Genomic DNA, 23,947 nt, shown 5'->3' with positions numbered 1-23,947 from the left:
CTAACGCTTGTGGCCAGTGTCGAGCTTGCGTTCCAGATGCATGGAATAGCGCGACATACCAAAACAGAAAATCCAGAACACCAGGGCTGCGAACACGTAGCCTTCGGTCGCCATGCCCAACCATTTCGGGTCGGCGGCAGCTTGTTTGACACTGTTGAGCAAGTCGAACAGGCCGATGATGATCACCAGGCTTGTGTCCTTGAACAGCGCAATGAAGGTGTTGACGATGCCAGGAATCACCAGCTTCAGGGCTTGCGGCAGAATCACCAGGCCCATGCTGCGCCAGTAACCGAGGCCCATCGCGGCCGCTGCTTCGTACTGACCTTTGGGAATCGCTTGCAGACCGCCACGCACCACTTCGGCGACGTAGGCCGACTGGAACAGGATCACGCCGATCAGTGCCCGCAGCAGTTTGTCGAAGTTCATGCCTTCAGGCAGGAACAACGGCAACATCACCGAGGACATGAACAGCACCGTGATCAATGGCACGCCGCGCCAGAATTCGATGAAGGTCACGCAGACCACACGAATCGCCGGCATGTTCGAACGTCGACCCAGTGCCAGAACGATACCCAGCGGCAACGCGCCGGCAATACCGACGGTGGCGATCACCAGGGTCAGCATCAAGCCGCCCCATTGGCTGGTCGCTACCTGGGTCAGGCCAAAAATTCCACCGTGCAGCAGGAAGTAGGCAATGATCGGGTACAGCACCAGGAAGCTCAGGCCATACACCGCTTTACGGTGGAAGCGCGAGATGAACAACGGTGCCACGCCGATCACCGCCAGCCACACGGTCAGGTCCACGCGCCAGCGCAGTTCCGGCGGATAGTAGCCGTACATGAACTGGCCGAAACGCTGCTGGATGAACACCCAGCAGGCGCCCTCCTTCGTGCAGTCGGCACGGGTGGTGCCGACCCAGTTGGCGTCCAGGATCGCCCAATGCAGGATCGGCGGCACCACCAGGTAAATCAGATAGAACGCGAACAGGGTCAGCACGGTGTTGAGCCAGCTGGAGAACATGTTCGCGCGCATCCATGCGATCACACCGATACTGCTACTCGGTGGAGGCATGTCAGGTTTGAAAGTATGAGTACTCATGCGCTTTTCCTTACCGCTCGATCAGCGCAATGCGCTTGTTGTACCAGTTCATCAGCAGGGAAATGCTGATACTGATCGCCAGGTACACGCTCATGGTGATCGCAATCACCTCGATGGCCTGCCCAGTCTGGTTCAGCACCGTGCCGGCGAACAACGAGACCATTTCCGGATAACCGATACCGGCCGCCAGCGAGGAGTTTTTCGCCAGGTTCAGGTATTGGCTGGTCAGTGGTGGAATGATCACCCGCAGGGCTTGCGGGATGATGACCTTGCGCAGGGTCGGACCGTTGCGCAAACCCAGCGAGTGCGCCGCTTCGGTCTGGCCATGACTGACCGACTTGATGCCCGAACGCACGATCTCGGCGATGAACGCCGCGGTGTACACGGTCAGGGCCAGGGTCAGTGCCAGCAGTTCCGGGATCAGCACCCAGCCACCGACGAAGTTGAAGCCTTGCAGCTTGGGCATTTCCCAGTGCAGCGGCGCGCCGAAGATCAGCGCGCACAGTGCCGGGATTACCAGCAACAGCGCCAGGCCAGTCCAGAACTTGTGGAAGGGAACACCGGTGGCTTCGAAACGCTTGTTGGCCCAGCGGCACATCAGCACGATGGCGACGATGGCCACCACGACACTGACCACAAACGCCCAGAAACCGTCTGCCATCAAAGCGGCCGGCATATTGAGGCCGCGACTGCTGACGAAGAAGGTGTCGCCGAAGTTATGGCTGTTGCGTGGCCCTGGCATGGTCAGGAAGACCGCGAAGTACCAGAACAGAATTTGCAGCAGCGGCGGAATGTTGCGGAAAACTTCCACATAGACAGTCGCCAGTTTGCTGATGATCCAGTTCTTAGACAGCCGTGACACGCCAACGATGAACCCGAGGATCGTCGCCAGGATCACGCCGATGACGGTCACCAGCAGCGTGTTGAGCAGGCCGATGACAAACACCCGGGCATACGTGTCCGATTCGGTGTAGTCGATCAGGTGTTGAGCGATGCCGAAACCGGCACTGCGCTCCAGAAAGCTGAAGCCGGAGGTGATGCCCCGGTGTTGAAGGTTGGTCTGCGTATTGTCGAACAGATACCAGCCCATCGAGACCACCGCCACAATGGTGATGATCTGAAATAGCCACGCACGCACTTTGGGATCGCTGAGGCTGAGCCTCTGCTTTGGTGCGCCGATTGAATTTTGCATGAAGTGCCCCGGAAATAATGGAACAGAACATCACCCGGCGGTTGGCCCACCGGGTGACAGAACCATCAGCGCACTGGTGGTGCGTATTGGATGCCGCCAGCGTTCCACAAGGCGTTCAGCCCGCGGTCGATTTCCAGCGGAGTGCCCTTGCCGAGGTTTTTCTCGAACACTTCGCCATAGTTGCCGACTTGCTTGACGATCTGCACGACCCAGTCTTTCTTCACTTTCAGGTCTTTGCCGTATTCGCCATCAGTGCCCAGCAGACGAGCAACGTCCGGGTTCTTGGTGCCTTTGGCTTCAGCTTCAACGTTCTTCGAAGTGACACCGGCTTCTTCAGCGTTGAGCATGGCGTAGCCAACCCAGCGCACAATGGCCAGCCACTCGTCGTCGCCGTTACGCACGACAGGGCCCAGTGGTTCCTTGGAAATGGTTTCCGGCAGAACCACGTAGTCCTTCGGCGACGCCAGCTTGCTGCGCTGGGCGAACAGTTGGGACTTGTCGGAGGTCAGTACGTCGCAACGACCGGATTCCAGCGACTTGGCGCTTTCATCGGAGGTGTCGAAGGTGATCGGGGTGTATTTCAGACCGTTGCCACGGAAGTAGTCGGAAACGTTCAGCTCGGTGGTGGTGCCGGCCTGGATGCAGATGGTTGCGCCATCCAGTTCCTTGGCACTTTTCACGCCCAGCTTGTTATTTACCAGGAAGCCGATGCCGTCGTAGTAAGTGATGAAGCCAGGGAATTTCAGACCCATGCCCGAGTCACGGGAGCTGGTCATCGTGGTGTTACGCGACAGGATGTCGATTTCGCCCGACTGCAACGCGGTGAAGCGTTCTTTGGCGTTCAACTGGCTGAACTTGACCTTGGTCGCGTCGCCGAATACGGCAGCAGCAACAGCGCGGCAGTAGTCAGCATCGATACCCACGATCTTGCCGGTGGAGTCCGGAACCGAGAAACCCGGCAGGCCATCGCTGACGCCGCACTGTACGAAACCTTTCTTCTGCACTCCATCCAGGGTTGCACCCGCCTGAGCGAACCCACTGACTCCCAGTACTGCGGCTGCAGTCACGATTGCCAGGGTGGATTTCAACATCTTCATTCAAACCTCCAGTTTTTGCTCTTGTTGTGTCGGAGCGTGAGTCCAGTCGCACCCTTATGAGGCGTTGTCGACCCGTGTTGGCTTTTTTTGGGGTCAACCGACGTAGGACCGTTGCTATGAGTCTAGTAGGAGAAAATCCACATCATGGACAGCTCACTTCTCACCAATCAGCCGAACGGGCTGTAGCCCTTTCACGTTCGCGAAGCCCGTAGCGGCCATTGGCGAACATCCATCACCGGATTTTTTTGCTATCCCGCTCTCAGCAGTACACTCATAGTGTTACCGCAAGGCGCGAGATGGGTTGCACCGCTTCCCCATAGCAAACCCCGTACCAGACCGCTCGCAGAAGCGATTCAGCGGTAGGTCAATAGCAAAACTTGTAGCCTTGCGACATCTTCTTAACGGATCAACCAGACACGCACTCAGACCTCGCACTTAATGAGAGCGCACGCACAAAATTGGAGCAGCCATGACCGAGCCCCTGATTCTTCAACCCGTCAAAGACGCAGACGCCTGCGTTATCTGGCTGCACGGCCTCGGCGCCGACCGCTACGACTTCCTGCCAGTGGCCGAAGCCTTGCAGGAAAGCCTGTTGACCACCCGCTTCATTCTTCCTCAGGCACCGACGTGCACCGTCACCATTAATGGTGGCTACGCGATGCCGAGCTGGTACGACATATTGGCCATGAGCCCGGCGCGCGCGATCAACCGCGAGCAACTGGAAGAGTCGGCGCAGCGGGTCATTAATTTGATCGAAACGCAGCGAGCCATCGGAATAGACGCCTCGCGGATCTTTCTGGCCGGTTTTTCCCAGGGCGGGGCCGTGGTGCTGCACACCGCGTTCCTGAAATGGCAGGGGACGCTGGGTGGCGTACTTGCCCTCTCGACTTATGCACCGACCTTCAGCGATGAACTTGAGCTTTCAGCGAGCCAACAGCGCATTCCGGTCCTGTCTTTGCACGGCCAGTACGATGACGTGGTGCAAAACTCGATGGGCCGGACTGCCTACGAGCATTTGAAGCAGCGTGGTGTCACCGTGACATGGCAGGAATACCCAATGGGTCACGAAGTGTTACCCGAGGAAATTCATGACATCGGCGTCTGGCTCGCCGAGCGTTTGCGTTGACGGTTGAGTGAAAAACAGCCCATTGATCCCTCCCACTACGCCGCGCCCGATTCTTGCATTACACTGGCCGGCACTTAACCTATTGATGAGATGACCGTGCTCAAAGCACTCAAGAAAATGTTCGGTAAAAGCGAGACTGAGCAGCTCGCGCCAGTCTCCAGCGCTCCGTCTCACACCCCCAGCCACCGCACCGACGGTAATCAGCCTGGCCGGACCGCACCCGCAGCGGCATCGAAACATGAGCCAGTGACCGCGCAGGTGATCCAGCCTGTTGAAGTGGCTGTCGCCGAACAACCGCGCAGCGAAGTTCCGAAACCCGCAAAACCGCGTCGCGAACCGAAGCCCAAGGCGCCGGTTATTCCCTGGAAACTCGAAGATTTCGCCGTCGAACCCCAGGAAGGCAAAACCCGTTTCCACGATTTCAAACTCGCCCCGGAACTGATGCACGCTATCCAGGACCTGGGCTTCCCGTATTGCACGCCGATCCAGGCGCAAGTGCTGGGCTTCACCCTGGCGGGCAAAGACGCCATCGGTCGCGCCCAGACCGGCACCGGCAAAACCGCCGCGTTCCTGATTTCGATCATCACCCAGCTGCTGGAAACCCCGCCGCCGAAAGAGCGCTACATGGGCGAGCCACGGGCGCTGATCATTGCCCCGACCCGTGAACTGGTGGTGCAGATCGCCAAGGACGCAGCGGACCTGACCAAGTACACCGGCCTCAACGTCATGACGTTTGTCGGCGGCATGGACTTCGATAAACAGCTCAAGCACCTCGAAGCGCGTCACTGCGACATCCTCGTCGCCACCCCGGGCCGTCTGCTGGATTTCAACCAGCGCGGCGACGTGCACCTGGACATGGTCGAAGTCATGGTCCTGGACGAAGCCGACCGGATGCTCGACATGGGTTTCATCCCGCAAGTACGTCAGATCATTCGCCAGACCCCGCCGAAAAACGAGCGTCAGACGCTGCTGTTTTCCGCGACCTTCACCGAAGACGTGATGAACCTCGCCAAGCAATGGACCACCGACCCGTCGATCGTCGAGATCGAGTCGCAGAACGTGGCCAGTGAAAACGTCGAGCAGCACATCTACGCGGTGGCCGGTGCCGACAAATACAAACTGCTCTACAACCTGGTCAACGACAACGGCTGGGAGCGGGTAATGGTATTTGCCAACCGCAAGGATGAAGTGCGGCGCATTGAAGAGCGCCTGGTGCGCGATGGCGTCAACGCCGCGCAACTGTCCGGCGACGTACCGCAACACAAACGCATCAAGACCCTGGAAGGCTTTCGCGAAGGCAAGATTCGCGTGTTGGTGGCCACCGATGTTGCGGGTCGCGGCATCCACATCGACGGGATCAGCCACGTCATCAACTTCACCCTGCCGGAAGTCCCGGACGACTATGTGCACCGCATCGGTCGTACCGGTCGCGCTGGCGCCGATGGCGTGTCCATCAGTTTTGCCGGCGAAGACGATTCCTACCAGCTACCGTCCATCGAGGCGCTGCTGGGTCGCAAGATCAGCTGTGAAACGCCACCGACGCATCTACTGCGGGCGGTTGAGCGCAAGCGCCCGTAACGCGAGTCGCACTGAAAGAGGCGCAGCCGGAAACGGACTGCGCTTTTTTTTCGCCCGGCTGTTGCGAGCGATAACTAAAAGTCCATAATGGACAAATTAGTTTACTTTCGATGCCCGGAGCCGACCATGTCCAGTACGCCCTACGTGATCAACCAACTGCAGGCCCGCGAGCTGCTGGCGAAGGTCGACGTGCCGCAGATCCTGCGCAAGCTGTTCCGCGACCTGGCTGCCGGGCAAGCGGTGCAACCGGCGCAGCAACTGGTGGAATTCCCTCAGGGCGCTGGCGACTTCATCAACTACCTCGGCGTGCTGGCCGAAGACGGTGTCTACGGGGTCAAGACCTCGCCTTACATCGTGCGTGAGCAAGGTCCGCTGGTGACCGCGTGGACGTTGCTGATGTCGATGCAGACCGGCCAGCCGCTGCTGCTCTGTGATGCCGGGGAACTGACCACCGCACGCACTGCCGCGACAACGGCCGTAGCGGTCGATGCCCTCGCCCCACTGAACGCAAGTCGCCTGGCGATCATCGGCAGCGGCAAAGTGGCTCAGGCGCACGCGCACTACGTGAAGAACCTGCGTGATTGGCAGAGCATCAGCCTGTATTCGCCAGGCCTGAACGAAGGCAATCCCGAAGACCAAGCACAAATCAGAAGCCTCGACCCGCGCCTGACCATCGCCGAAAGTCGCGAAGCCGCCATTCGCGACGCCGACGTGATCATGCTGTGCACCTCGTCCGCCGGGGCGGTGATCGACCCTTCGAGCTTGAGCAAACCGGCGCTGATCACCTCCATCAGCACCAACGCCCCGCGTGCCCACGAAGTGCCGCCGCAGAGCCTCAACGACATGCAGGTGTTCTGCGATTATCGTCTGACCACCCCGGGCTCGGCTGGCGAGATGCTGATCGCCGCTGAGCAGCATGGCTGGGACAAAACCGCCATCGTCGGCGACCTGCCTGACCTGGTCAGCGAAAAGGTGCAACGTCCCGACTACGACCGCCACGTGTTCTTCCGCTCGATCGGCCTGGGCCTGGAAGACATCGCGCTGGCGAATGCCCTTTACCAACTGCACCCCTAACCCATTTTCCTGTGGGGAAATGCTTTTGTGGCGAGGGGTTTTATCCCCGTTGGGTGGCGAAGCCGCCCCAAAATCCGGCTATCGCGGTCATTCAGTTAAACCGCATGCGCAGGATTTACGACGGCTTTGCCGTCGAACGGGGATAAATCCCCTCACCACAAAACCGGCGCCCCACCGCAATGATCATATTTTTTGGTATTTTCGCTTGATCAGGAGACGTTTATGAGCCAGGCAGATTTCATCATCATCGGCGGCGGGATTGCCGGCGCTTCCACCGGTTTCTGGCTGTCGCAGAGCGCTCGGGTGATTGTGCTTGAACGCGAATCCCATCCGGCCTACCACTCCACCGGACGCTCCGCAGCGCTGTTCACCGCCGCTTACGGAACACCGCAGGTGCGGGCATTGACCCAGGCCAGCCGCGATTTCTTCGACGCCCCGCCCGCCGGTTTCTGCGAGCACCCGCTGCTGACCCCACGTGGTGAAATGACCGTGGACTTCACCGGCGACCCGGCCGAACTGAACAATCAATACCTGAGCGCGAAGGCCACGGTGCCGGAGATGCAACTGCTCAGCGCGGACGAGGCCTGTGCACGCTTTCCGATCCTGCGTCGGGAAAAAGTCCATGGCGCGATCTACGACCCGACCGCCAGCGACATCGACACCGACGCCCTGCACCAAGGCTACCTGCGGGGTATCCGCCGTAACAAAGGCGAGGTCCACACCGACAGCGAAGTCTTGAGCCTGACCCGCGATGCCGAAGGTGTATGGCACGTCCACACCAACGGCCAGACGTTCAGCGCCCCGATCCTCATCAACGCCGCCGGCGCCTGGGCTGACAAGATCGGCGAACTGGCCGGTGCCAAGCCTCTGGGGCTGCAACCGAAACGCCGGGCGGCGTTCATCTTCGCCGGTCCCGAGGGCGTGGACATCCACCATTGGCCGATGCTGGTCAGCCTCGACGAGTCGTTCTATATGAAGCCCGACGCCGGCATGTTCCTCGGCTCGCCGGCCAACGCCGACCCGGTGGAACCGCACGACGTGCAACCCGAAGAACTGGACATCGCCATGGGCATCTACCAGATCGAAGAAGCCACCACCCTGACCATCCGCCGTCCGACCCGAACCTGGGCCGGCCTGCGCAGTTTCGTCAGCGACGGTGACTTGCTGTCCGGTTTCGATCCGCAGGTGCCGGGTTTGTTCTGGGTGGCGGCGCAAGGTGGCTACGGCATTCAAACGTCGCCGGCCATGGGTCAGGCCAGCGCCGCCCTGGTTCGTGGTGACGCCTTGCCCGAGCAACTCACGCGCTTTGGCCTGGACTCCGGGATGCTCTCTCCCGCTCGCCTGGGTTGAGGTTCGTCCTCAGGTGACGCGCCGACACGATTGCGGCAAACTTCCAGCGCCCTTTTTTGACGGGGCGCCGATGCTGCCTGGAGCTCCACTATGAACGCACCTGAAAAAAACCCGGCTCCGGATAACGGCTCACTGGACAACTACCGAGCGATCGCCGACGCCATCGCCACGTTGTTCTTTCCCCACGCCGAGGTGGTGCTGCACGATTTGCGCACGCAAAAGGTCGACTACATCGCCAACAACCTGTCCAAGCGGGAAGTGGGTGATGACTCGGCCCTGGAAGACATGCTCAGTGATGACATCAGCGAACGAAACATCGGGCCGTACGAAAAACTCAATTGGGATGGTCAGAAGATTCGCAGTCTGAGCAGCGTGCTGCGCGACAGCGAAGGTCATCCGCTGGCGGTGTTGTGCATCAACCTGAACATTTCGCTGTTCGAAAACGCGAAAGCGGCGCTGGACCTGTTTCTGTCACCGAGCAAATTGATTCCACAACCGGACTCCCTGTTTCGCGATGACTGGCAGGAACGGATCAACACTTTCCTCCACGCCTGGCTGCGCGAACGCCAGTTGAGCCTCAACCTGCTGACCCGTGATCACAAACGTGAACTGGTGCTGGCTCTGCACGCCGAAGGCGCCTTCAAGGGCAAAAGCGCCTCCAACTATGTGGCCAATGTGCTGAACATGGGGCGAGCGACGGTGTACAAGCACCTGAAGGAACTGAAGGGCTGAGCCCCCACCCCCCTCGTAGCAGCTGGCGAAGCCTGCGTCCGGCTGCGAAGCAGTCGTAAATCCTGAATTCGCGGTTGGACTGATATACCGCGGAGCCTGATTCACGGCTGCTGCGCAGCCGGACGCAGGCTTCGCCAGCTGCTACAGACTTTTGTAGGAGCGAGCTTGCTCGCGATGAACTCGAGGGCGCCGCAGGGTGTCAGGCTAGCAGCGTTATCGTTAACGACCCTCGCGAGCAAGCTCGCTCCTACAGGTTTTGCGTCGTTATTCCAATGCCGAAGCCGGGCCGAAGAATTCGTAACGGCTCTGCTTCTCCGGAACACCCAACGCTTTGAGGTGGCGTTTGATCGCCGCCATGAAGCCTTTGGGCCCCAGGAAATAAGCGTCCAGGTCGCGCTCCTGCGGCAACCATTCGCCCAGTTGTTCCTGACTCAATAACCCGACCTTGTGCGCCGCCGGGCTCACGCCGTCATCTTCGGCGTAGCAATAGAAGCGCTTGAGTTGCGGATGACGCTCGGCCAGGCCATCGATCCAGTCACGGAAGGCGTGGACGCCGCCGTTGCGTGCACAGTGGATAAAGTGCACCGGCCGTTGGGTTGCCAGCGCTGCCTCGAGCATGGCCAGGGTCGGGGTGATGCCGACGCCACCACTGATCAGCACCAGCGGTTTGTCGCTGTCCGTCAGGGTGAACTCGCCCGATGGCGGGAACAGCTGAATGCTCGAGCCGACATGCAGTTGATCGTGCAAGTGATTGGAGGCGCGACCACCGTTTTCACGCTTGACGCTGATACGGTACTGGCCCTTGTTCGGCAAGGCTGACAGCGAATAGTTACGACGAATCTCTTCGCCATCGAGGATCAGTTTCATGCCGATGTACTGGCCAGGTTCTGCTGCCAGAATCGGGCCTTTGTCGGCCGGTTCAAAGTAGAACGAAATGATTTCCGCGCTTTCTTCAACCTTGGCCGCGACGATGAATTCCCGGGCCCCGCGCCAGCCGCCCTCAGCCTGTTCCTTCTGGTCGTAAATGCTGGTTTCAGCGCCGATCAAGATGTCGGCCAACTGGCCATAGGCCGCGCCCCAGGCGGCTATCACTTCCGGTGTGGCGATCTCTTCGCCCAGCACTTCGGCAATCGCGCGCAGCAGGCAGGTGCCAACAATCGGATAGTGTTCCGGAAGGATTTGCAGGGCCACGTGTTTGTTGATGATCTTGGCCACCAGATCGCCCAACTGGTCGAGCTGGTCGATGTGCCGTGCGTACATCAATACACCGTTGGCCAGGGCACGCGGCTGATCACCGCTGGCCTGGTGCGCCTGGTTGAACAGCGGGCGAACTTCCGGATACTCGGAGAGCAGCATGCGATAGAAGTACGTGATCAACGCTTCGCCGCCACTTTCCAACAGCGGCACAGTGGATTTGACGATTGCACGGTCTTGAGCGCTAAGCATAAGGTGACTCCTGGGCTACTTGGGTTGCTAACTGATTGCTCTATCCTTATCAGTTTTCATGCCAAGAATTAAATTGTTGTAAATCAATATCTTATAAACATTATAGTCATATCGACAGCAGCTGATTTATAGTCATCCCGACTACATGGAGTCACTATGACTGCAAAATCCTTGCTTACCACGCTGCTGCCACTGGTCTCGGACCTGTCCCGCGAACTGCCCGAAGGCGAGCGCTATCGGCGTTTGCTCGAAGCCATGCGCGCCCTGCTCCCCTGCGACGCCGCCGCCCTGTTGCGCCTCGATGGCGACTGGCTGGTGCCGCTGGCCGTGGACGGGCTGAGCACCGACACCCTTGGCCGACGGTTCAAAGTCAGCGAGCACCCGCGCTTCGAAGCGCTGCTTAGCAGCCCCGGCCCGACTCGATTCGCCGCCGACAGCGACTTGCCCGATCCTTACGACGGATTGGTCGATGGCCTCGACGATCACCTGGAAGTCCACGACTGCATGGGCTGCCCGCTCTTCATCGACGAACGTCCGTGGGGCCTGCTGACCCTCGACGCCCTCGATCCGGAACGCTTCGAACCGATCGAACTCGACGCGCTGCAAGCCTTCGCCAGCCTCGCCGCCGCCACGGTCAACGCCGCCGAGCGCATCGAACGCCTGGCCAATCGCGTCGAAGACGAGCACCAGCGCGCCGAGGTTTATCGTCAAGCCAGTGGCCAGCAAAACCGCGAGATGATCGGCCAGAGCAAAGCCCACAAACGGCTGGTGGAAGAAATAAATCTGGTGGGCGGCAGCGACCTGACGGTGCTGATCACCGGGGAAACCGGGGTCGGTAAAGAACTGGTGGCCCAGGCGATTCACGCCGCATCCTCCCGCGCCGACAAACCGATCATCAGCCTCAACTGCGCCGCACTGCCGGACACGCTGGTGGAAAGCGAACTGTTCGGCCATGTGCGCGGTGCGTTTACCGGGGCGATGAATGACCGGCGCGGCAAATTCGAACTGGCCAATGGCGGCACGCTGTTTCTCGATGAAGTCGGCGAGTTGTCATTGACGGTCCAGGCCAAATTGCTGCGCGTCCTGCAAAGCGGTCAATTGCAGCGGCTCGGTTCGGACAAGGAACATCAGGTCGATGTGCGACTGATCGCCGCCACCAACCGCGACCTGGCCGAGGAAGTCCGCAGCGGTCGCTATCGCGCCGACTTCTATCATCGCCTCAGTGTCTACCCGTTGCTGGTGCCGGCCCTGCGTGAGCGCGGCCGCGATGTGCTGCTGCTCAGCGGCTACTTCCTGGAACAGAACCGCTCGCGCATGGGCCTCAACAGCCTGCGCCTGAACAGCGATGCGCAAGCGGCGCTGCTGGCCTATGCCTGGCCGGGCAACGTGCGCGAGCTGGAACACTTGATTGGCCGTAGCGCCTTGAAAGCGCTGGGTAACTGCAAGGAGCGGCCGAAGATTCTCAGCTTGAGTGCAGCCGACCTGGATTTGCCCACCGGCAGCGTTGAAATCGCTGTAGAACAACCGACCGCCACACCGGTGGCCCTGGTGTCGGGGGATTTGCGTGAAGCCACCGAGCACTATCAACGCCAACTGATCAGCGCCTGCCTGGAGCGGCACCACAACAATTGGGCCAGCGCGGCACGCGAGCTGGGCCTGGACCGGGCGAATCTCGGCAGGATGGCCAAGCGTTTAGGCATGAAATGATGCGATCGGGCGTGGCGTGAGACTCGCACAACGCCGGAAAAGAATGTTAGCGTGCTTGGCATTCGCCTTTGCCCGATGAGCCCTTCCCATGAAAAAGACCGTCCTCGCTTTCAGCCGTGTTACCCCTGAAATGATTGAACGCCTCCAGCGGGACTTCGACGTCATCGTGCCAAATCCGAAAAACGGTGACATCAACGCCCAGTTCAACGAAGCCCTGCCCAACGCCCACGGCCTGATTGGCGTCGGTCGCAAACTGGGTCGCGCCCAACTGGAAAACGCCGCCAAACTGGAAGTGGTCTCCAGCGTCTCGGTCGGCTACGACAACTACGATGTCGCGTACTTCAATGAACGCGGGATCATGCTCACCAACACCCCCGACGTGCTCACTGAAAGCACCGCCGACCTGGCCTTCGCCCTGTTGATGAGCAGCGCCCGGCGCGTCGCGGAACTGGACGCCTGGACCAAGGCCGGCCAGTGGCAAGCCACCGTCGGCGCGTCGCTGTTCGGTTGCGATGTGCATGGCAAGACGTTGGGCATCGTCGGCATGGGCAACATCGGCGCGGCGATTGCCCGTCGCGGCCGGCTCGGCTTCAACATGCCGATCCTCTACAGCGGCAACAGCCGCAAGACCGAGCTGGAACAGGAACTCGGCGCGCAGTTCCGCAGCCTTGATCAACTGCTGGCCGAAGCGGATTTCGTCTGCCTGGTGGTGCCGCTCAGCGACAAGACCCGACACCTGATCAGCCATCGCGAACTGGCGCTGATGAAGCCGAGCGCGATTCTGGTGAACATCTCCCGTGGCCCGGTGGTCGACGAACCCGCGCTGATCGAAGCGCTGCAAACCAACCGGATTCGCGGCGCAGGGCTGGACGTCTACGAGAAAGAACCGCTGGCCGAATCGCCGCTGTTCCAACTGAAAAACGCCGTGACCTTGCCGCACATCGGTTCGGCCACTAACGAAACCCGTGAAGCCATGGCCAATCGTGCGTTGGCCAACTTGCGCAGTGCTCTGCTGGGTGAGCGGCCGCAGGATCTGGTCAATCCACAGGTCTGGAAGGGCTAACAACACATCAAAAGATCGCAGCCTGCGGCAGCTCCTACAGGGATTTGTGTGTAGGAGCTGCCGCAGGCTGCGATCTTTTGATCTTACCGGTCCCTCACGCCAACTTGCCATTCCCTAAATTCAACGGCGCCTTGGGCTTACGAAACACCAACACATTCCCCAACATCACCAGCACCAACCCCACCAGCGCCGGCGCGGTCCATTGATAACCTTCGACAAACGCCGACACGTTCAGCGCCACCACCGGAAACAGAACGGTGCAATAGGCCGCGCGCTCCGGCCCCATGCGTCCGACCAGCGTCAGGTACGCCGTGAAACCGATCACCGAGCCCGGTATCACCAGGTACATCAACGAGCCGATGTAGCGCGCATTCCACTCGATATCGAACGGAATGCCTTTGACCAGGCACCACACCGAGAGCATCGCCGCGCCGTACGCCATACCCCAGGCATTGGTCGTCAACGGCTTGAGCCCGGCCTTCTGTTGCAGGCTCGAGAGCATGTTGCCCGCCGAGAAACACAGGGTGCCGCACAGGGCCAGGCCCAGACCGAGCAAGGTTTGCGGACTCGCGGTGTGGCCGGCCAGTTCAGGCCAGAACAACAGGCCAAGCCCGAGCAAGCCCAGCGCGCCGCCCATCAACACATTGCGCGCGATTTTCTGGCCGAAGAACACCCGCGCATTCAGGGCATTCCACAGCGTCGCCGTAGAGAACACCACGGCCACCAGACCGCTGGGAATCCACTGGCTGGCGGTGAGAAAGCACATGAAATTGACGCAGAACAGGCACAACCCCTGCGCCAGGCAAATCAGGTGTCCGCGACGGTTCATCACCTGAAGGCGTCGGCTGAGCAGCAACATCACGAACAGCACCAGCGCCGCAAGGCCGAAGCGATAAACGATCGACACCGGAATGGCCACCACGCCCAATTGCCATTTCAGGGCAATCCAGGTGGTGCCCCAGATCAGCACGGTCAACAGGTACAAAGACAGGTTCATGGCAAAGGCTCCTCAATAGGTGCCCAGTGTCCTGCGCCCACCGCTTTCGCACTTGCATAAACTTGCGCTTTTGTCAGGCGACGGGCTGGCAGGCGAACGTCTACGGAGTAGGATGCAAGGCGTTAGAGAGAACCGATAATGGCCGCACTGGAAACCCTGCAAGTCTTTCAAGCCCTCAACCGCTCGCCCAATGCTCGCCTCGAGCACAGCGCCGAGCTCGGTGACGGCATGGCTGCAGCTTTGTGGAGCAACCATCACGACGCGCAGGATTACGAGGCGCCCAGCCACCACACGCTCTCCTGCTACATCGCCGGCGGCACCGGCACCTTTCGCCGCGACCAGCCCGGCACCAAGGGCGGCCCCGACAAATTGTGCATCCTGCCCGCCGAGCATCAGTCAGGCTGGGTGATCAACGGCGACATTCGCCTGGCCCATGTGTATTTCAGCCCCGAACAGTTTGCCCTTGGCTGCGTCACGCTGCTGGACCGCGAACCGCGCGAGTTGCATTTACGCGAAGCCACCTTTCTTGACGACCCGGTGCAAGCCCGACGATTTCGACAGATGCTGACGCTCAATTGGGACGAGCCGGCCGAGCGCCTGCTCGCCAGCAGCCTGGCCCACGAAATGCTCAGCCACGTGTTGCTCGGCCAAGTGGGCATGCGCGAGGGGTTGCGGCTCAAGGGTGGGCTGGCGGCACACCAGCGGCGGCAGTTGGTGGAGTTCATCGACAGTCACTTGGCCGACGCCATCAGCCTCGGGCAACTGGCAGCGCTGTGTGCGTTGTCGGAGTACCACTTCGCGCGGATGTTTCGCGAAAGCTTCGGCTTGCCGCCCCATCAGTATGTGCTGGCACGACGATTGAGTCGGGCACGGGAGTTGCTGCGCTCGACCTCGCAGCCGGTGGGGGAGATTGCATTGGCGTGCGGGTTTGCCAGTGCCAGCCATTTCACCAATCGGTTTCGCCAGGTGTTGGGTGGGACGCCTGGGGAGTATCGGCAGGCGTTTTTGCGCTGAAGCAAGATCAAGAGATCGCAGCCTGCGGCAGCTCCTACAAGGAATGGGCGTTTCCCTGTAGGAGCTGCCGCAGGCTGCGATCTTTTAGAATTCCAAGGTGCTAGAGATCGACACCTGCCGCGAATCCCCCATCGACACAAAAAACCGGCTCGCCGCCGAGGTGTAGTAAGTGCGGTCGAACAGGTTCTTCACGTTGAGCTGAAACTTGACCCTCTGCCCTTCGACCCTGGTGTCATAAGTGGCGAACGCATCGGCCACGGTGTAGCTCGGCAGGTCGAAATCGTTCACCGCGTTGCCCGCACGTTCTCCCACATACCGGGCGCCGGCGCCGACTCGCAGCTGATCGCCACCGACAATGGTGCCAAAGTCATAAACCGCCGACAGCGAGCCGCTGTTCTTCGCGACGTTTTGCAGTTTCTTGCCTTTGTAAATCGGGTCCTCGGTCACTTCGGCATCGGTGTAGGCGTAGCTGCCGATCATGCTCCAGCGGTCGCTGAGCTGACCGGTCAGGTCCACTTCCAGGCCACGGGAACGCACTTCGCCGGCAGCGCTGTAGATCGTCACCGGGCCTTCGGAGTTGGCCACCAGAACGTTGCGCTTTTTGATATCGAACAATGCAATGTCGCCGGTGATGCGTCCAGGCATGTCGAGCTTGGCCCCGATCTCCCAGGACTTGGCTTCTTCCGGTGCAACGCTGCCGTCGAGCACGGTGCTGCTGCCGCTCAGCGGTGCGATGGTCGAGTTGGGTTTGAACGATTCAGTGTAGCTGCCATAGAACGACAACTCATCGGTGTATCGGTACACCAGGCCCGCGCGCGGCACCCATTTCTGGCCGTTGCTGTCGGTGTTGGCCTGGAACGGCACGCCCTTGCCGGCGTATTGGTCGTACTCCTGAAACCGCGCGCCACCCACCAGAATCCACTGGTCGGTGAGGTGGATCGAGTCCTGCAGGAAGATCGAATCGCTGCGCAGTTCATCGGTCTGCGCACTGTCGGCCGGGCTGACCGTGGTGCCGGCGACTTCACGACCGTAGACCGGGTTGAGGTAGCTGAAAGTCGTCAGGCTTTTCTGGCGGATCAGGTCTTCGCGGTAGATCTTGCGGTACTCGTCGTCGACGCCGAACACCAGGTCATGTTGCATACCCAGCACATTCACGTTGCCTTCGAGGCTGGCGGTGGTGAAGCGGTCGGTGCTGATCGCATTCTGCGTGCCGTCCATGCTGCGGGTCAGCGTGCCTTTTTTGGTGTCGATGGCGGTGACGCGCACTTGGCTGGCGTCGTAGGTTTCGCGGTTCCAGCTGTAGCCGAAGTGAGCGTTCCAGTTGTCGCTGAGTTCGTGGTCGGCCTCGAAGTGATAGAGGTCCGAGCGCCCTTCCATGTTGTTGAACGGCTCGTCGAGGCGACGCTCACGGGAGATGTCCAGCGGGTGGTTGGTGCGCGGGTCGATCACCGTGCCACGGTCAAACGGGGTGAGAAATTCGCGGTGTTCGTAGGCGAACAAGAGTTTGGTGCTCTCGCCGAACCAGGCCAGTGATGGCGCCACCAATGTCTCGCGATGAGTGCCGAAGTTGCGCCAGTAATCTTCGTCTTCGTGGTCCAGGACCATGCGATAAGCGAGGCCGGAAGTCCCGAGTGCGCCGGTGCTGTCAAGGCCGCCACCGCTGCCGTTTTTGCCGTCGCCGTAGGTCGAGCCGCGCAGCGTCAGCGCGTTGTACTGTTGCAGTTCAGGCTTCTTGCTGACCATGTTGACCACGCCGCCGGGGTCCTGGATACCGTACAGCAACGAGGCCGGGCCCTTGAGCACTTCGACACGGTCGACGCTCGCATTCAGGCCCCGCCCCTGCACGATCGGCATGCCGTCGCGCATGATCGAACCGTTACGGTTATCGCCAAAGCCGCGAGTCATCACCGAGTCCTGCGTGCTCGCCAGCGTGTTGCCCTGAGTGATGCCGCTGACGTTGGCCAACGCATCATCCAGGTTGCGCGGTGCCTGATCGCGAATGACCTGGGCCGGTATCACGTTGATGGTCTGGGGGATTTCCTGAAGCAAGGCCGAGGAGCGCATCACCGAGCTGGTGGGCGGTGGCTGGTAGCTCTGGGATTGATCCAACACGGAGGTGATGGTGGTCGCGCTGAGGTTCAAGGCGCCTTCAGTCGGCGCCGGTTCCAGGACCAGGGTGTGGCTGTCGGTGCGACGGAAGCTGAAGCCCGAACCGCTGAGCAAACGCTGCATGGCCTGCTCGGCACTCATCTGTCCGCTGACCGCCGGGGCGGTGAGGCCGTAGGGTGCTTCATCGGTGTAGATCACGCTGATGCCGGTAATCCGGCTGAAGTCGCTCAAGGCCTGGGGTAGCGGTTTGGCGGCCATGGCGAAGCTGAACTGTGTGCGCTGTTGTGCGCTGCCGGTCTCGGCGGCCAATGCCATGCTCAAAGGCAGCGATGCCAATGCCGAAATGCTCAGTGCCGATGCACCCAACCACTGTTTGACCGAACCCGATTTTGCCCTGGACTTCATTGCTCATGACCTGTGTAGAACCGTTACGGATGCGAATGACTCGCAGTTTCAGTCACTACACGGATGGCGCTCGGGTTTACCTCATCAAATGTTTGAAAATATTTTTTGAAGATCAAAAGATCGCGCTCCCCTGTAGGAGCTGCCGCAGGCTGCGATCTTTTGATCTCGCTTCACCGCAAAATAATCAAATGCCCAAAAAGCTTGGTCTGCTCAAACCCCAACACCCCCTGCAACGAACTCAACACCGCTTGCGGATCCTTGCTCGGAAAGCTACCACTGACCCGCCGCGCGGCCAGTTCATCGTTCAGCAGCACAATACGCCCCGGGTAATACCGCCCCAGGTCTTGCACCACCTCGGCAAGCGACGCCTTGTAGTAATTGAGCCAACCCTGACGCCACGCCAACTGCGCTTCGCTGTCGACGGCATGCAGTTTTTCCGCCGCGCCCGCGCCGTACGCCACTTGCTGGCCGGCGGTGAGGATTTGTTGTTCGCCATGTTTGTCTGCCGTCACGCCGACCCGTCCCGACAACACCGTGACTTGCGCGCCGTGCGGTTGCAGGCGCACTTCAAATTGGGTGCCCAGCACGCGTGCCTGACCCTTTTCGGCGTCGACCACAAACGGTTCGCCGGTGTGGGTCACACTGAAAAATCCGGCACCGCGACGCAACTGCACATGCCGCTCGCCATGATTGAAATCCACGGCAATCGCACTGTCTGCATCCAGGGTGACTTGCGACTGATCCGCCAGCGTGACGGTGCGAATTTCCCCCGGCGCCGACACATAATCCGCGCCCAGATCATCGACCCAGCGCGATGGCTGCCAGCCCGCACCGACACTGATCATCAGCACCAGGCACGCGGCCATCGCCAACGCAGCGGACCAACGCCGCACAGGGATCTGGCGTGAGCGATTCATGGCGTTGAGGTAACCCTGCAAGACGAAGGCGTCTTCATCGGCCAGCGTGCGCGCCGGCACTTCGCTCAATTCCCACACCACTTGGGCCTGGGCATAGGCCTCGGCATGGGCGGGGTCGGCCTGTAACCAACGGCTGAACGTCAGTTGATCGCCACTGGTGGGCTGGTCGTGCAACACGCGCAGCCAGGCAAAAGCCGCCTGTTCCTGAGCGGGCGTCGGCGTGACGCGATTGAGCTGATTCACGGTGCTTTCCCTGGCGTACGCGTTGCTGGTTCCCGCAGGCTGGCCTTGCAGGCCTCGAGGGCGCGCATCATATGTTTTTCCACGGCACTTTGGGACAGCCCCATCGCCTTGGCGATCTCGGCGTATTTGCGGCCATGGATACGATTGAGCAAAAAAATCTGCCGCGTACGCTCGGGCAACGCGCGCAATGCCGCTTCGACGTGACGCAAATCGTTACCCGCCTCCAGCGCCGCTTGCGGTTCGCTGCCCTGGCTGTCCGGCTGATCCGGCAACCAACCTTCGTTGACCCGTACCCGCGTGCCTTCGCTGCGCAAATGGTCGATGGCGATGTTGCCGGCGCAGCGCAGCAAGTAGGTGCTGAGTTCTTCGACCTGCACCAGCGGGCGACGCCAGAAGCGCAAGAACAGGTCCTGCACCAGGTCGGCGGCGGTCGCTCGGCAGCCGACACGCCGGTTCACCAGTGCTTCCATCTGCGAACGCTGGGAGAGGAACACTTGCAGGAAATGCGCACGATCGCCGCGAGGTTCATCGTCGCGCGATTCCGGAGGACTGATGATCATCGGGTCATCACTGTGCAAACGCCACGACAGGGCTGGCGAGCAGGCTCAACCCGGCCAGCGCCAACGCCAGGCGCGGGCGGTACGGCATCAACAACACCAGAAACAATGCACTGAGCATCAACACCCCGCACCACTCGACCACGCCAAGCCCCCAACCCGACTGCGACACCGCCGCCCACAATGAGACGACGAGCAATAACCAGCCCGCGAGCTTCAAGCTTTGACGACGCCGGGCCGAGGACTTGCGCCCGAGCAGTTCGGCATGATGTCGATCCAGGGATAAACACAGCGCAGTAAAACCGCCATAACAGAGCAACAGGGCCAGCAACATTCAGTTTGCCTCTTGCTCAAGGGTGAGCGGTTGCACACGTTGCCGAGTGCCGATTTCAGCCTGTCCCGCACGCTGCATTTTCCAGGCAGCCCACGCCAGAAACAGACCACTGCCGAGGCACGTCAGATCGAATCCGGCGAGGGTCCAGTCACCCTGAACCAGCGTCATACCCAAATGGTACGGCGTGGTCAACGCGTTGAGCAGCGGTACCCCACAGAACAGCAAACCCGCCAGGCCAAGCTGTTCGACCCACGCTGCGCGACCGCGGCGGACGACAGCATGGATCACACTCAGCCCCCAGGCGATGAAAAAGCTGTTCACTTCCCACTCCGACCTTGTCGTCATCTCGACCGGCAGCAACCGATTGGCCCAGAAAAACACCGCCACCGCGAGCACCAGCCCGGACATGCTGGCGATGTTCAGCACTTCCACCAGTCGCAGCTCGAAAGGCATCACCGCACTATTCGCATGCTTGAGCTGACGCTTGCCGAGCCAGATCACCAGCCCGGTGCCGATCATCGCCGTGCTCGCCAAACCACACATGAAGTACAGCCAACGCAACACCGGGCTCGCGAAATGCCCCATGTGCAGCCCATAGAAACTGCCGGCAATCGCCATCGGCAGCGGTTGCTGCGGCGTGGCGCTGAGCAGTAGCCCGGTCACGCCGTTGAATGTCACCGCGCTGCCAGCGTCATGAACCACCCGATCAGAGCCGTCACGCACCAGCACGACAGAGCTGTTCGCATCGCCCGGGTTGTTCACCGTCAATCGTTCCGCGCGCCCGCCCGACCACTGCTCGCGAGCGCGCTCCAACAATGGCGCCAACGGGGCCAGCGCAGCGGGCTTGCCGGCGATTTCGGGCGTGGTGGACGCCGGAAACACTTCATCGTAAAACGCCCGTGCGTCACCGTTGTATGCGACCAGAATGCTCGCCGGCATGACCATCGCCATGAAAATCACCAGGCTGCTGTAGGTGATCATCAGGTGAAATGGCAACACCAGAACGCCCACCGCATTGTGCCCGTCCAGCCACGAGCGCTGGCCCTTGCGCGGGCGGAACGTGAAGAAGTCCTTGAAGATTTTCTTGTGCGTGATGATCCCGGTGATCAGGCCGATGAACATCACCATGGCGGCGATGGTCGACAACCAGCGCCCCCACGGATACGGCATTTGCAGCTGGAAATGGAAGCGATAAAAGAACTCGCCGCCCATCGTATCCCGGCCCTGCACTTCGACGCCGGTTTGCGGGTCGAGCAGTTTTTCAGTGAACTGGCCGCGCTCACCGCGCTTGGCTGGCGACTGTTGCCAGCGTACTGACAGACCCTTCTCTCGGTCGCTCGGCAATTCGATGAGCCAGCGCGAGGCACCGGCGGCGTGCTGCTGAAGATAGTCCTGGGCCAGCGCCAGGCTGGTTTCGGAGGACACTGAACGCGCGGGAATTTCCGGTTGCATCCAATGACTGATCTCGTCCTTGAAATACGCGAGTGTCCCGGTCAGGAAAATGGCGAACAAAAGCCAGCCGAAGGTCAACCCCGCCCAGGTGTGCAACCAGGCCATGGCCTGCCGGAAACCCTCTTTCATGAGTGGCCCATCCAATACGCGAGGCCCGACACCGCCGCCAGCAACAGGCTCGTCCCGATCAACCCGAACCAGGCCTGCCACGCACTACGACAGGCAAAGCACCAGATCACGGCAAAAAGGTAGGCCAGGAACGAAGTCATCATCCCGGTCACCACCGCTTCGGCGCGGGCCATCGGTAGCCACGACGTCAAGCTGACACTGGCCAATGCCGCGACGATGTAGCCGCCCACCACCGCGCCCAGCACCCTGGACGTGACTGCCAGGCGATAGGAAACGGGGAGCGTGGTGGTTTTGCCTTTCATGTTTCGACCTTGAAACCGGGTGAGGCCTCGTGAACGTCACGGGACCAGCAAGGCCGCAATATTAATGATAAATATTCTCATACGCAAAAATGTCCGATGAAAACCGCTTGCCGACGCCTGCATCCGGCTCTGCGTCCGGCCCTGCATCCGGCTCTGCATCCGGCCCTGCATCGGCCCTGTAGGAGCTGCCGAAGGCTGCGATCTTTTGATCTTGATCTTTAAAAAACAAGATCAAAAGATCGCAGCCTTCGGCAGCTCCTACGGGGTTGGGTTGCGCAAACTAAAACGGGCCTGCATCAGCAGGCCCGTTGTCATTGGGAAGGTAAAAGTGAATCAGGCTTTAGCCGTTTTGGGCAGCCTGTTCGTTCTCGAGAAATTCGTCTTCGAGCAGCGCGTCGGCAGCGACTCTTTCGAACGGCACTATAGCGGCACGTGGTTTGCCCCGCAATTTGCCGAACAGATGCTCCAGCGCATGTTCGAGTTTTTCGGCCGCACCGTCGATCGCTTGCTCCAGGGTGTCGGCTTTATGGGTGACAGAAATCGGTTGGTGGCCTTTTGGCCGCGCTTCCAGCTGGCAGCGCATGTCATGGGGACCAGGCTTGTCGCCGTTTTCGTCCCGCAGATGAACCTCGACGCGTGTGAGGTCCTCTTCATAACGTTCGAGCGTGCTCTCAATGGTAGTACGTACCCACTCCTCCAGTCGGATGCTGCTTTGAATATGGTTATCGCTGTTGACTTGGATTTGCATAGTTCATCCCTTATTTCAGCTAGCTCGCTAGAGGCCTTTCGGCTGGCCCTTGGGCTTCATCACCGTGACCTCTTACTTACACAATCGGTCTGCGCGCAGAACATTTCAACCCCTAAAAAAAGATAAATTTCGATTCACAGAAAAAGCCGGACAAAGGGTAAAAGCGCTGTTAATGTCGGGAGTTGGGTCGCCTCGCTTCTTTGTCACATTCGCTCACATCTGCTGCTCCGCCAGCGGATGCAGGCTGCGAAAAACTCCCGCCTCTTCCACCAGCCAGTCATGTACCGCGCGCACGCCGGGATGGCTCAGCGCACCTGGCGCATAGAGCAGCATGTAGCGCTTGTGATTGGGCACCGCCAAGCCGAATGGCACGATCAACGCCCCCCGCTCCAGCTCATCGTTGAGCAACGTCCGTCGCGCAATCGCCACGCCCATGCCGGCAATCGCTGCCTCAATGGTCAGGTGATTGCGATTGAACGTGTGCCCACGCCGCACATCCGCGCCCTCGAAGCCGATGGCATTGAGGTAAAACTCCCACTCCGCGTACTCGTAACTGCCGCGCCAGGCGGTGATGTCGTGCAGCAATGGAAAGTGCACCAGGTCCGCCGGACCGTGCAGCGGTGGGCGGCCGCGTAGCAGGTTCGGGGCACAGACCGGGAAGATCTGCTCATCGAGCAAGGCTGTGGATAACAACCCCGGATAACTGCCGTCATTCAAATCGATCGCCAGGTCAAAATCGCCCTCGTGCAACGGCACGCTGCTGTCCTCCGCCACCAGCCGTAACTGGATGTCGGGGAAACGCTGCTGCAATCGCGGCAGTCGTGGGGTCAGCCACTTGCTCAGAAACGATGGAATCGAGCGCACTCGCAGAATTCCGCTGATCATTCCCGCGTCCAGTCGTCGCAATTCTGCATCGATGCTGCCGTAAGCCTCGTTGACCGTAACGGCCAATCGCTGGCCTTGCGCACTCAACTCCACGCCCCGTGCGCGACGGTGGAACAAGCGAAAACCGAGTCGATCTTCCAGTTGACGGATTTGCTGACTGACCGCACCGGGCGTGATGTGCAGTTCTTCGGCGCAGCGGGTGAATGACAAGTGCCGCGCGGCACAGGAAAACACGTGCAGCCACACGTAGGTCTGGGCATGCAATTGGCGACTCATTGTTTAGTCCGGCTAAAGGCTGTCTTAGGAAGTTTCGTTGGTCTCGCGAATCCGAGGCGCGCAGTATCGCCCACATTGCGCTTGTCCTACAGAAATGGCAGCGATTTCTCTTCCAT

Annotated in this window: 21 protein-coding genes; 8 read left to right on the top strand and 13 right to left on the bottom strand. The window is 60.3% G+C overall.

Features of this window, described 5'->3' with window-relative positions; genetic code table 11:
- From ACA052_RS04570 to ACA052_RS04560, 3 genes are all read right to left on the bottom strand, one after another.
- Nucleotides 1-1,098 carry an amino acid ABC transporter permease gene (locus ACA052_RS04570; protein ID WP_497648591.1) on the bottom strand — a complete coding sequence of 366 codons (1,098 nt, stop codon included), beginning with the start codon at nt 1,096-1,098 and terminating at the stop codon, nt 1-3.
- Nucleotides 1,099-1,108: 10 nt separating this feature from the next.
- Entirely contained in the window at nt 1,109-2,290 is a 1,182-nt protein-coding gene (locus tag ACA052_RS04565; RefSeq protein ID WP_497648590.1) for an amino acid ABC transporter permease, read from the bottom strand.
- A gap of 65 nt (nt 2,291-2,355) precedes the next feature.
- Nucleotides 2,356-3,387, bottom strand: a complete 1,032-nt coding sequence (locus ACA052_RS04560) for an amino acid ABC transporter substrate-binding protein (RefSeq protein WP_497648589.1) — start codon at nt 3,385-3,387, stop codon at nt 2,356-2,358.
- Between the two features lie 469 nt (nt 3,388-3,856).
- On the opposite strand from ACA052_RS04560, the gene ACA052_RS04555 reads away from it, so the two are divergent.
- From ACA052_RS04555 to ACA052_RS04535, 5 genes are all read left to right on the top strand, one after another.
- The gene (locus ACA052_RS04555) at nt 3,857-4,513 is read left to right on the top strand and encodes an alpha/beta hydrolase (protein WP_497648588.1); all 657 of its coding nucleotides are present in this window, start codon (nt 3,857-3,859) and stop codon (nt 4,511-4,513) included.
- A gap of 90 nt (nt 4,514-4,603) precedes the next feature.
- Nucleotides 4,604-6,091, top strand: a complete 1,488-nt coding sequence (gene rhlB, locus ACA052_RS04550; RefSeq protein ID WP_497648587.1) for an ATP-dependent RNA helicase RhlB — start codon at nt 4,604-4,606, stop codon at nt 6,089-6,091.
- A 126-nt stretch (nt 6,092-6,217) separates the two neighbouring features.
- Entirely contained in the window at nt 6,218-7,165 is a 948-nt protein-coding gene (locus ACA052_RS04545; protein WP_497648586.1) for an ornithine cyclodeaminase family protein, read from the top strand.
- Nucleotides 7,166-7,387: 222 nt separating this feature from the next.
- Nucleotides 7,388-8,515, top strand: coding sequence for an NAD(P)/FAD-dependent oxidoreductase (locus tag ACA052_RS04540; protein WP_497648585.1), 1,128 nt, complete (start codon nt 7,388-7,390; stop codon nt 8,513-8,515).
- 90 nt (nt 8,516-8,605) lie between these two features.
- Nucleotides 8,606-9,247, top strand: coding sequence for a helix-turn-helix transcriptional regulator (locus ACA052_RS04535; protein WP_497648584.1), 642 nt, complete (start codon nt 8,606-8,608; stop codon nt 9,245-9,247).
- A gap of 264 nt (nt 9,248-9,511) precedes the next feature.
- Here ACA052_RS04535 and hmpA read toward each other — a convergent pair whose 3' ends face one another.
- Entirely contained in the window at nt 9,512-10,693 is a 1,182-nt protein-coding gene (hmpA, locus tag ACA052_RS04530; protein WP_497648583.1) for an NO-inducible flavohemoprotein, read from the bottom strand.
- A gap of 156 nt (nt 10,694-10,849) precedes the next feature.
- Between hmpA and norR the strand changes: the two genes are divergently transcribed.
- A complete protein-coding gene (gene norR, locus ACA052_RS04525; RefSeq protein WP_497648582.1) occupies nt 10,850-12,400 on the top strand; it encodes a nitric oxide reductase transcriptional regulator NorR in 1,551 nt (516 codons plus the stop codon).
- An 88-nt stretch (nt 12,401-12,488) separates the two neighbouring features.
- The gene (locus ACA052_RS04520) at nt 12,489-13,463 is read left to right on the top strand and encodes a 2-hydroxyacid dehydrogenase (RefSeq protein WP_497648581.1); all 975 of its coding nucleotides are present in this window, start codon (nt 12,489-12,491) and stop codon (nt 13,461-13,463) included.
- Between the two features lie 94 nt (nt 13,464-13,557).
- Here the strand turns inward: ACA052_RS04520 and ACA052_RS04515 are convergent, their stop codons facing one another.
- The gene (locus ACA052_RS04515) at nt 13,558-14,460 is read right to left on the bottom strand and encodes a DMT family transporter (protein WP_497648580.1); all 903 of its coding nucleotides are present in this window, start codon (nt 14,458-14,460) and stop codon (nt 13,558-13,560) included.
- Nucleotides 14,461-14,598: 138 nt separating this feature from the next.
- On the opposite strand from ACA052_RS04515, the gene ACA052_RS04510 reads away from it, so the two are divergent.
- A complete protein-coding gene (locus tag ACA052_RS04510; protein ID WP_497648579.1) occupies nt 14,599-15,474 on the top strand; it encodes a helix-turn-helix domain-containing protein in 876 nt (291 codons plus the stop codon).
- An 84-nt stretch (nt 15,475-15,558) separates the two neighbouring features.
- Here ACA052_RS04510 and ACA052_RS04505 read toward each other — a convergent pair whose 3' ends face one another.
- The 8 genes from ACA052_RS04505 to ACA052_RS04470 form a co-directional block, all read right to left on the bottom strand.
- Nucleotides 15,559-17,988 (bottom strand): TonB-dependent siderophore receptor, encoded by a 2,430-nt coding sequence (locus ACA052_RS04505; protein ID WP_497648578.1) that lies wholly within the window; start codon nt 17,986-17,988, stop codon nt 15,559-15,561.
- A gap of 170 nt (nt 17,989-18,158) precedes the next feature.
- Nucleotides 18,159-19,148: a FecR family protein gene (locus ACA052_RS04500; protein WP_497648577.1), complete on the bottom strand. Its 990-nt coding sequence runs from the start codon at nt 19,146-19,148 to the stop codon at nt 18,159-18,161.
- On the bottom strand, nt 19,145-19,708 hold the full coding sequence (locus ACA052_RS04495; protein ID WP_497648576.1) for an RNA polymerase sigma factor: 564 nt from the start codon (nt 19,706-19,708) through the stop codon (nt 19,145-19,147). Before ACA052_RS04495 ends, ACA052_RS04500 begins: the two co-directional genes overlap by 4 nt.
- 7 nt (nt 19,709-19,715) lie before the next feature.
- Entirely contained in the window at nt 19,716-20,039 is a 324-nt protein-coding gene (locus ACA052_RS04490; RefSeq protein WP_497648575.1) for a DUF3325 domain-containing protein, read from the bottom strand.
- Nucleotides 20,040-21,620 carry a PepSY-associated TM helix domain-containing protein gene (locus ACA052_RS04485; RefSeq protein ID WP_497648574.1) on the bottom strand — a complete coding sequence of 527 codons (1,581 nt, stop codon included), beginning with the start codon at nt 21,618-21,620 and terminating at the stop codon, nt 20,040-20,042.
- Nucleotides 21,617-21,922 (bottom strand): DUF3649 domain-containing protein, encoded by a 306-nt coding sequence (locus tag ACA052_RS04480; protein WP_497648573.1) that lies wholly within the window; start codon nt 21,920-21,922, stop codon nt 21,617-21,619. The genes ACA052_RS04485 and ACA052_RS04480 overlap by 4 nt, the downstream gene beginning before the upstream one ends.
- Before the next feature lie 340 nt (nt 21,923-22,262).
- Nucleotides 22,263-22,670, bottom strand: coding sequence for an HPF/RaiA family ribosome-associated protein (locus ACA052_RS04475; RefSeq protein ID WP_149657528.1), 408 nt, complete (start codon nt 22,668-22,670; stop codon nt 22,263-22,265).
- Between the two features lie 213 nt (nt 22,671-22,883).
- A complete protein-coding gene (locus ACA052_RS04470; protein ID WP_497648572.1) occupies nt 22,884-23,831 on the bottom strand; it encodes a LysR substrate-binding domain-containing protein in 948 nt (315 codons plus the stop codon).
- Nucleotides 23,832-23,947 lie beyond the last annotated feature (116 nt).

The sequence above is a fragment of the Pseudomonas sp. LBUM1644 genome (genome assembly GCF_059716195.1).
The sequence above is the reverse complement of the archived record's forward strand: the minus strand, read 5'-3'. Positions and strand labels throughout refer to the sequence as shown.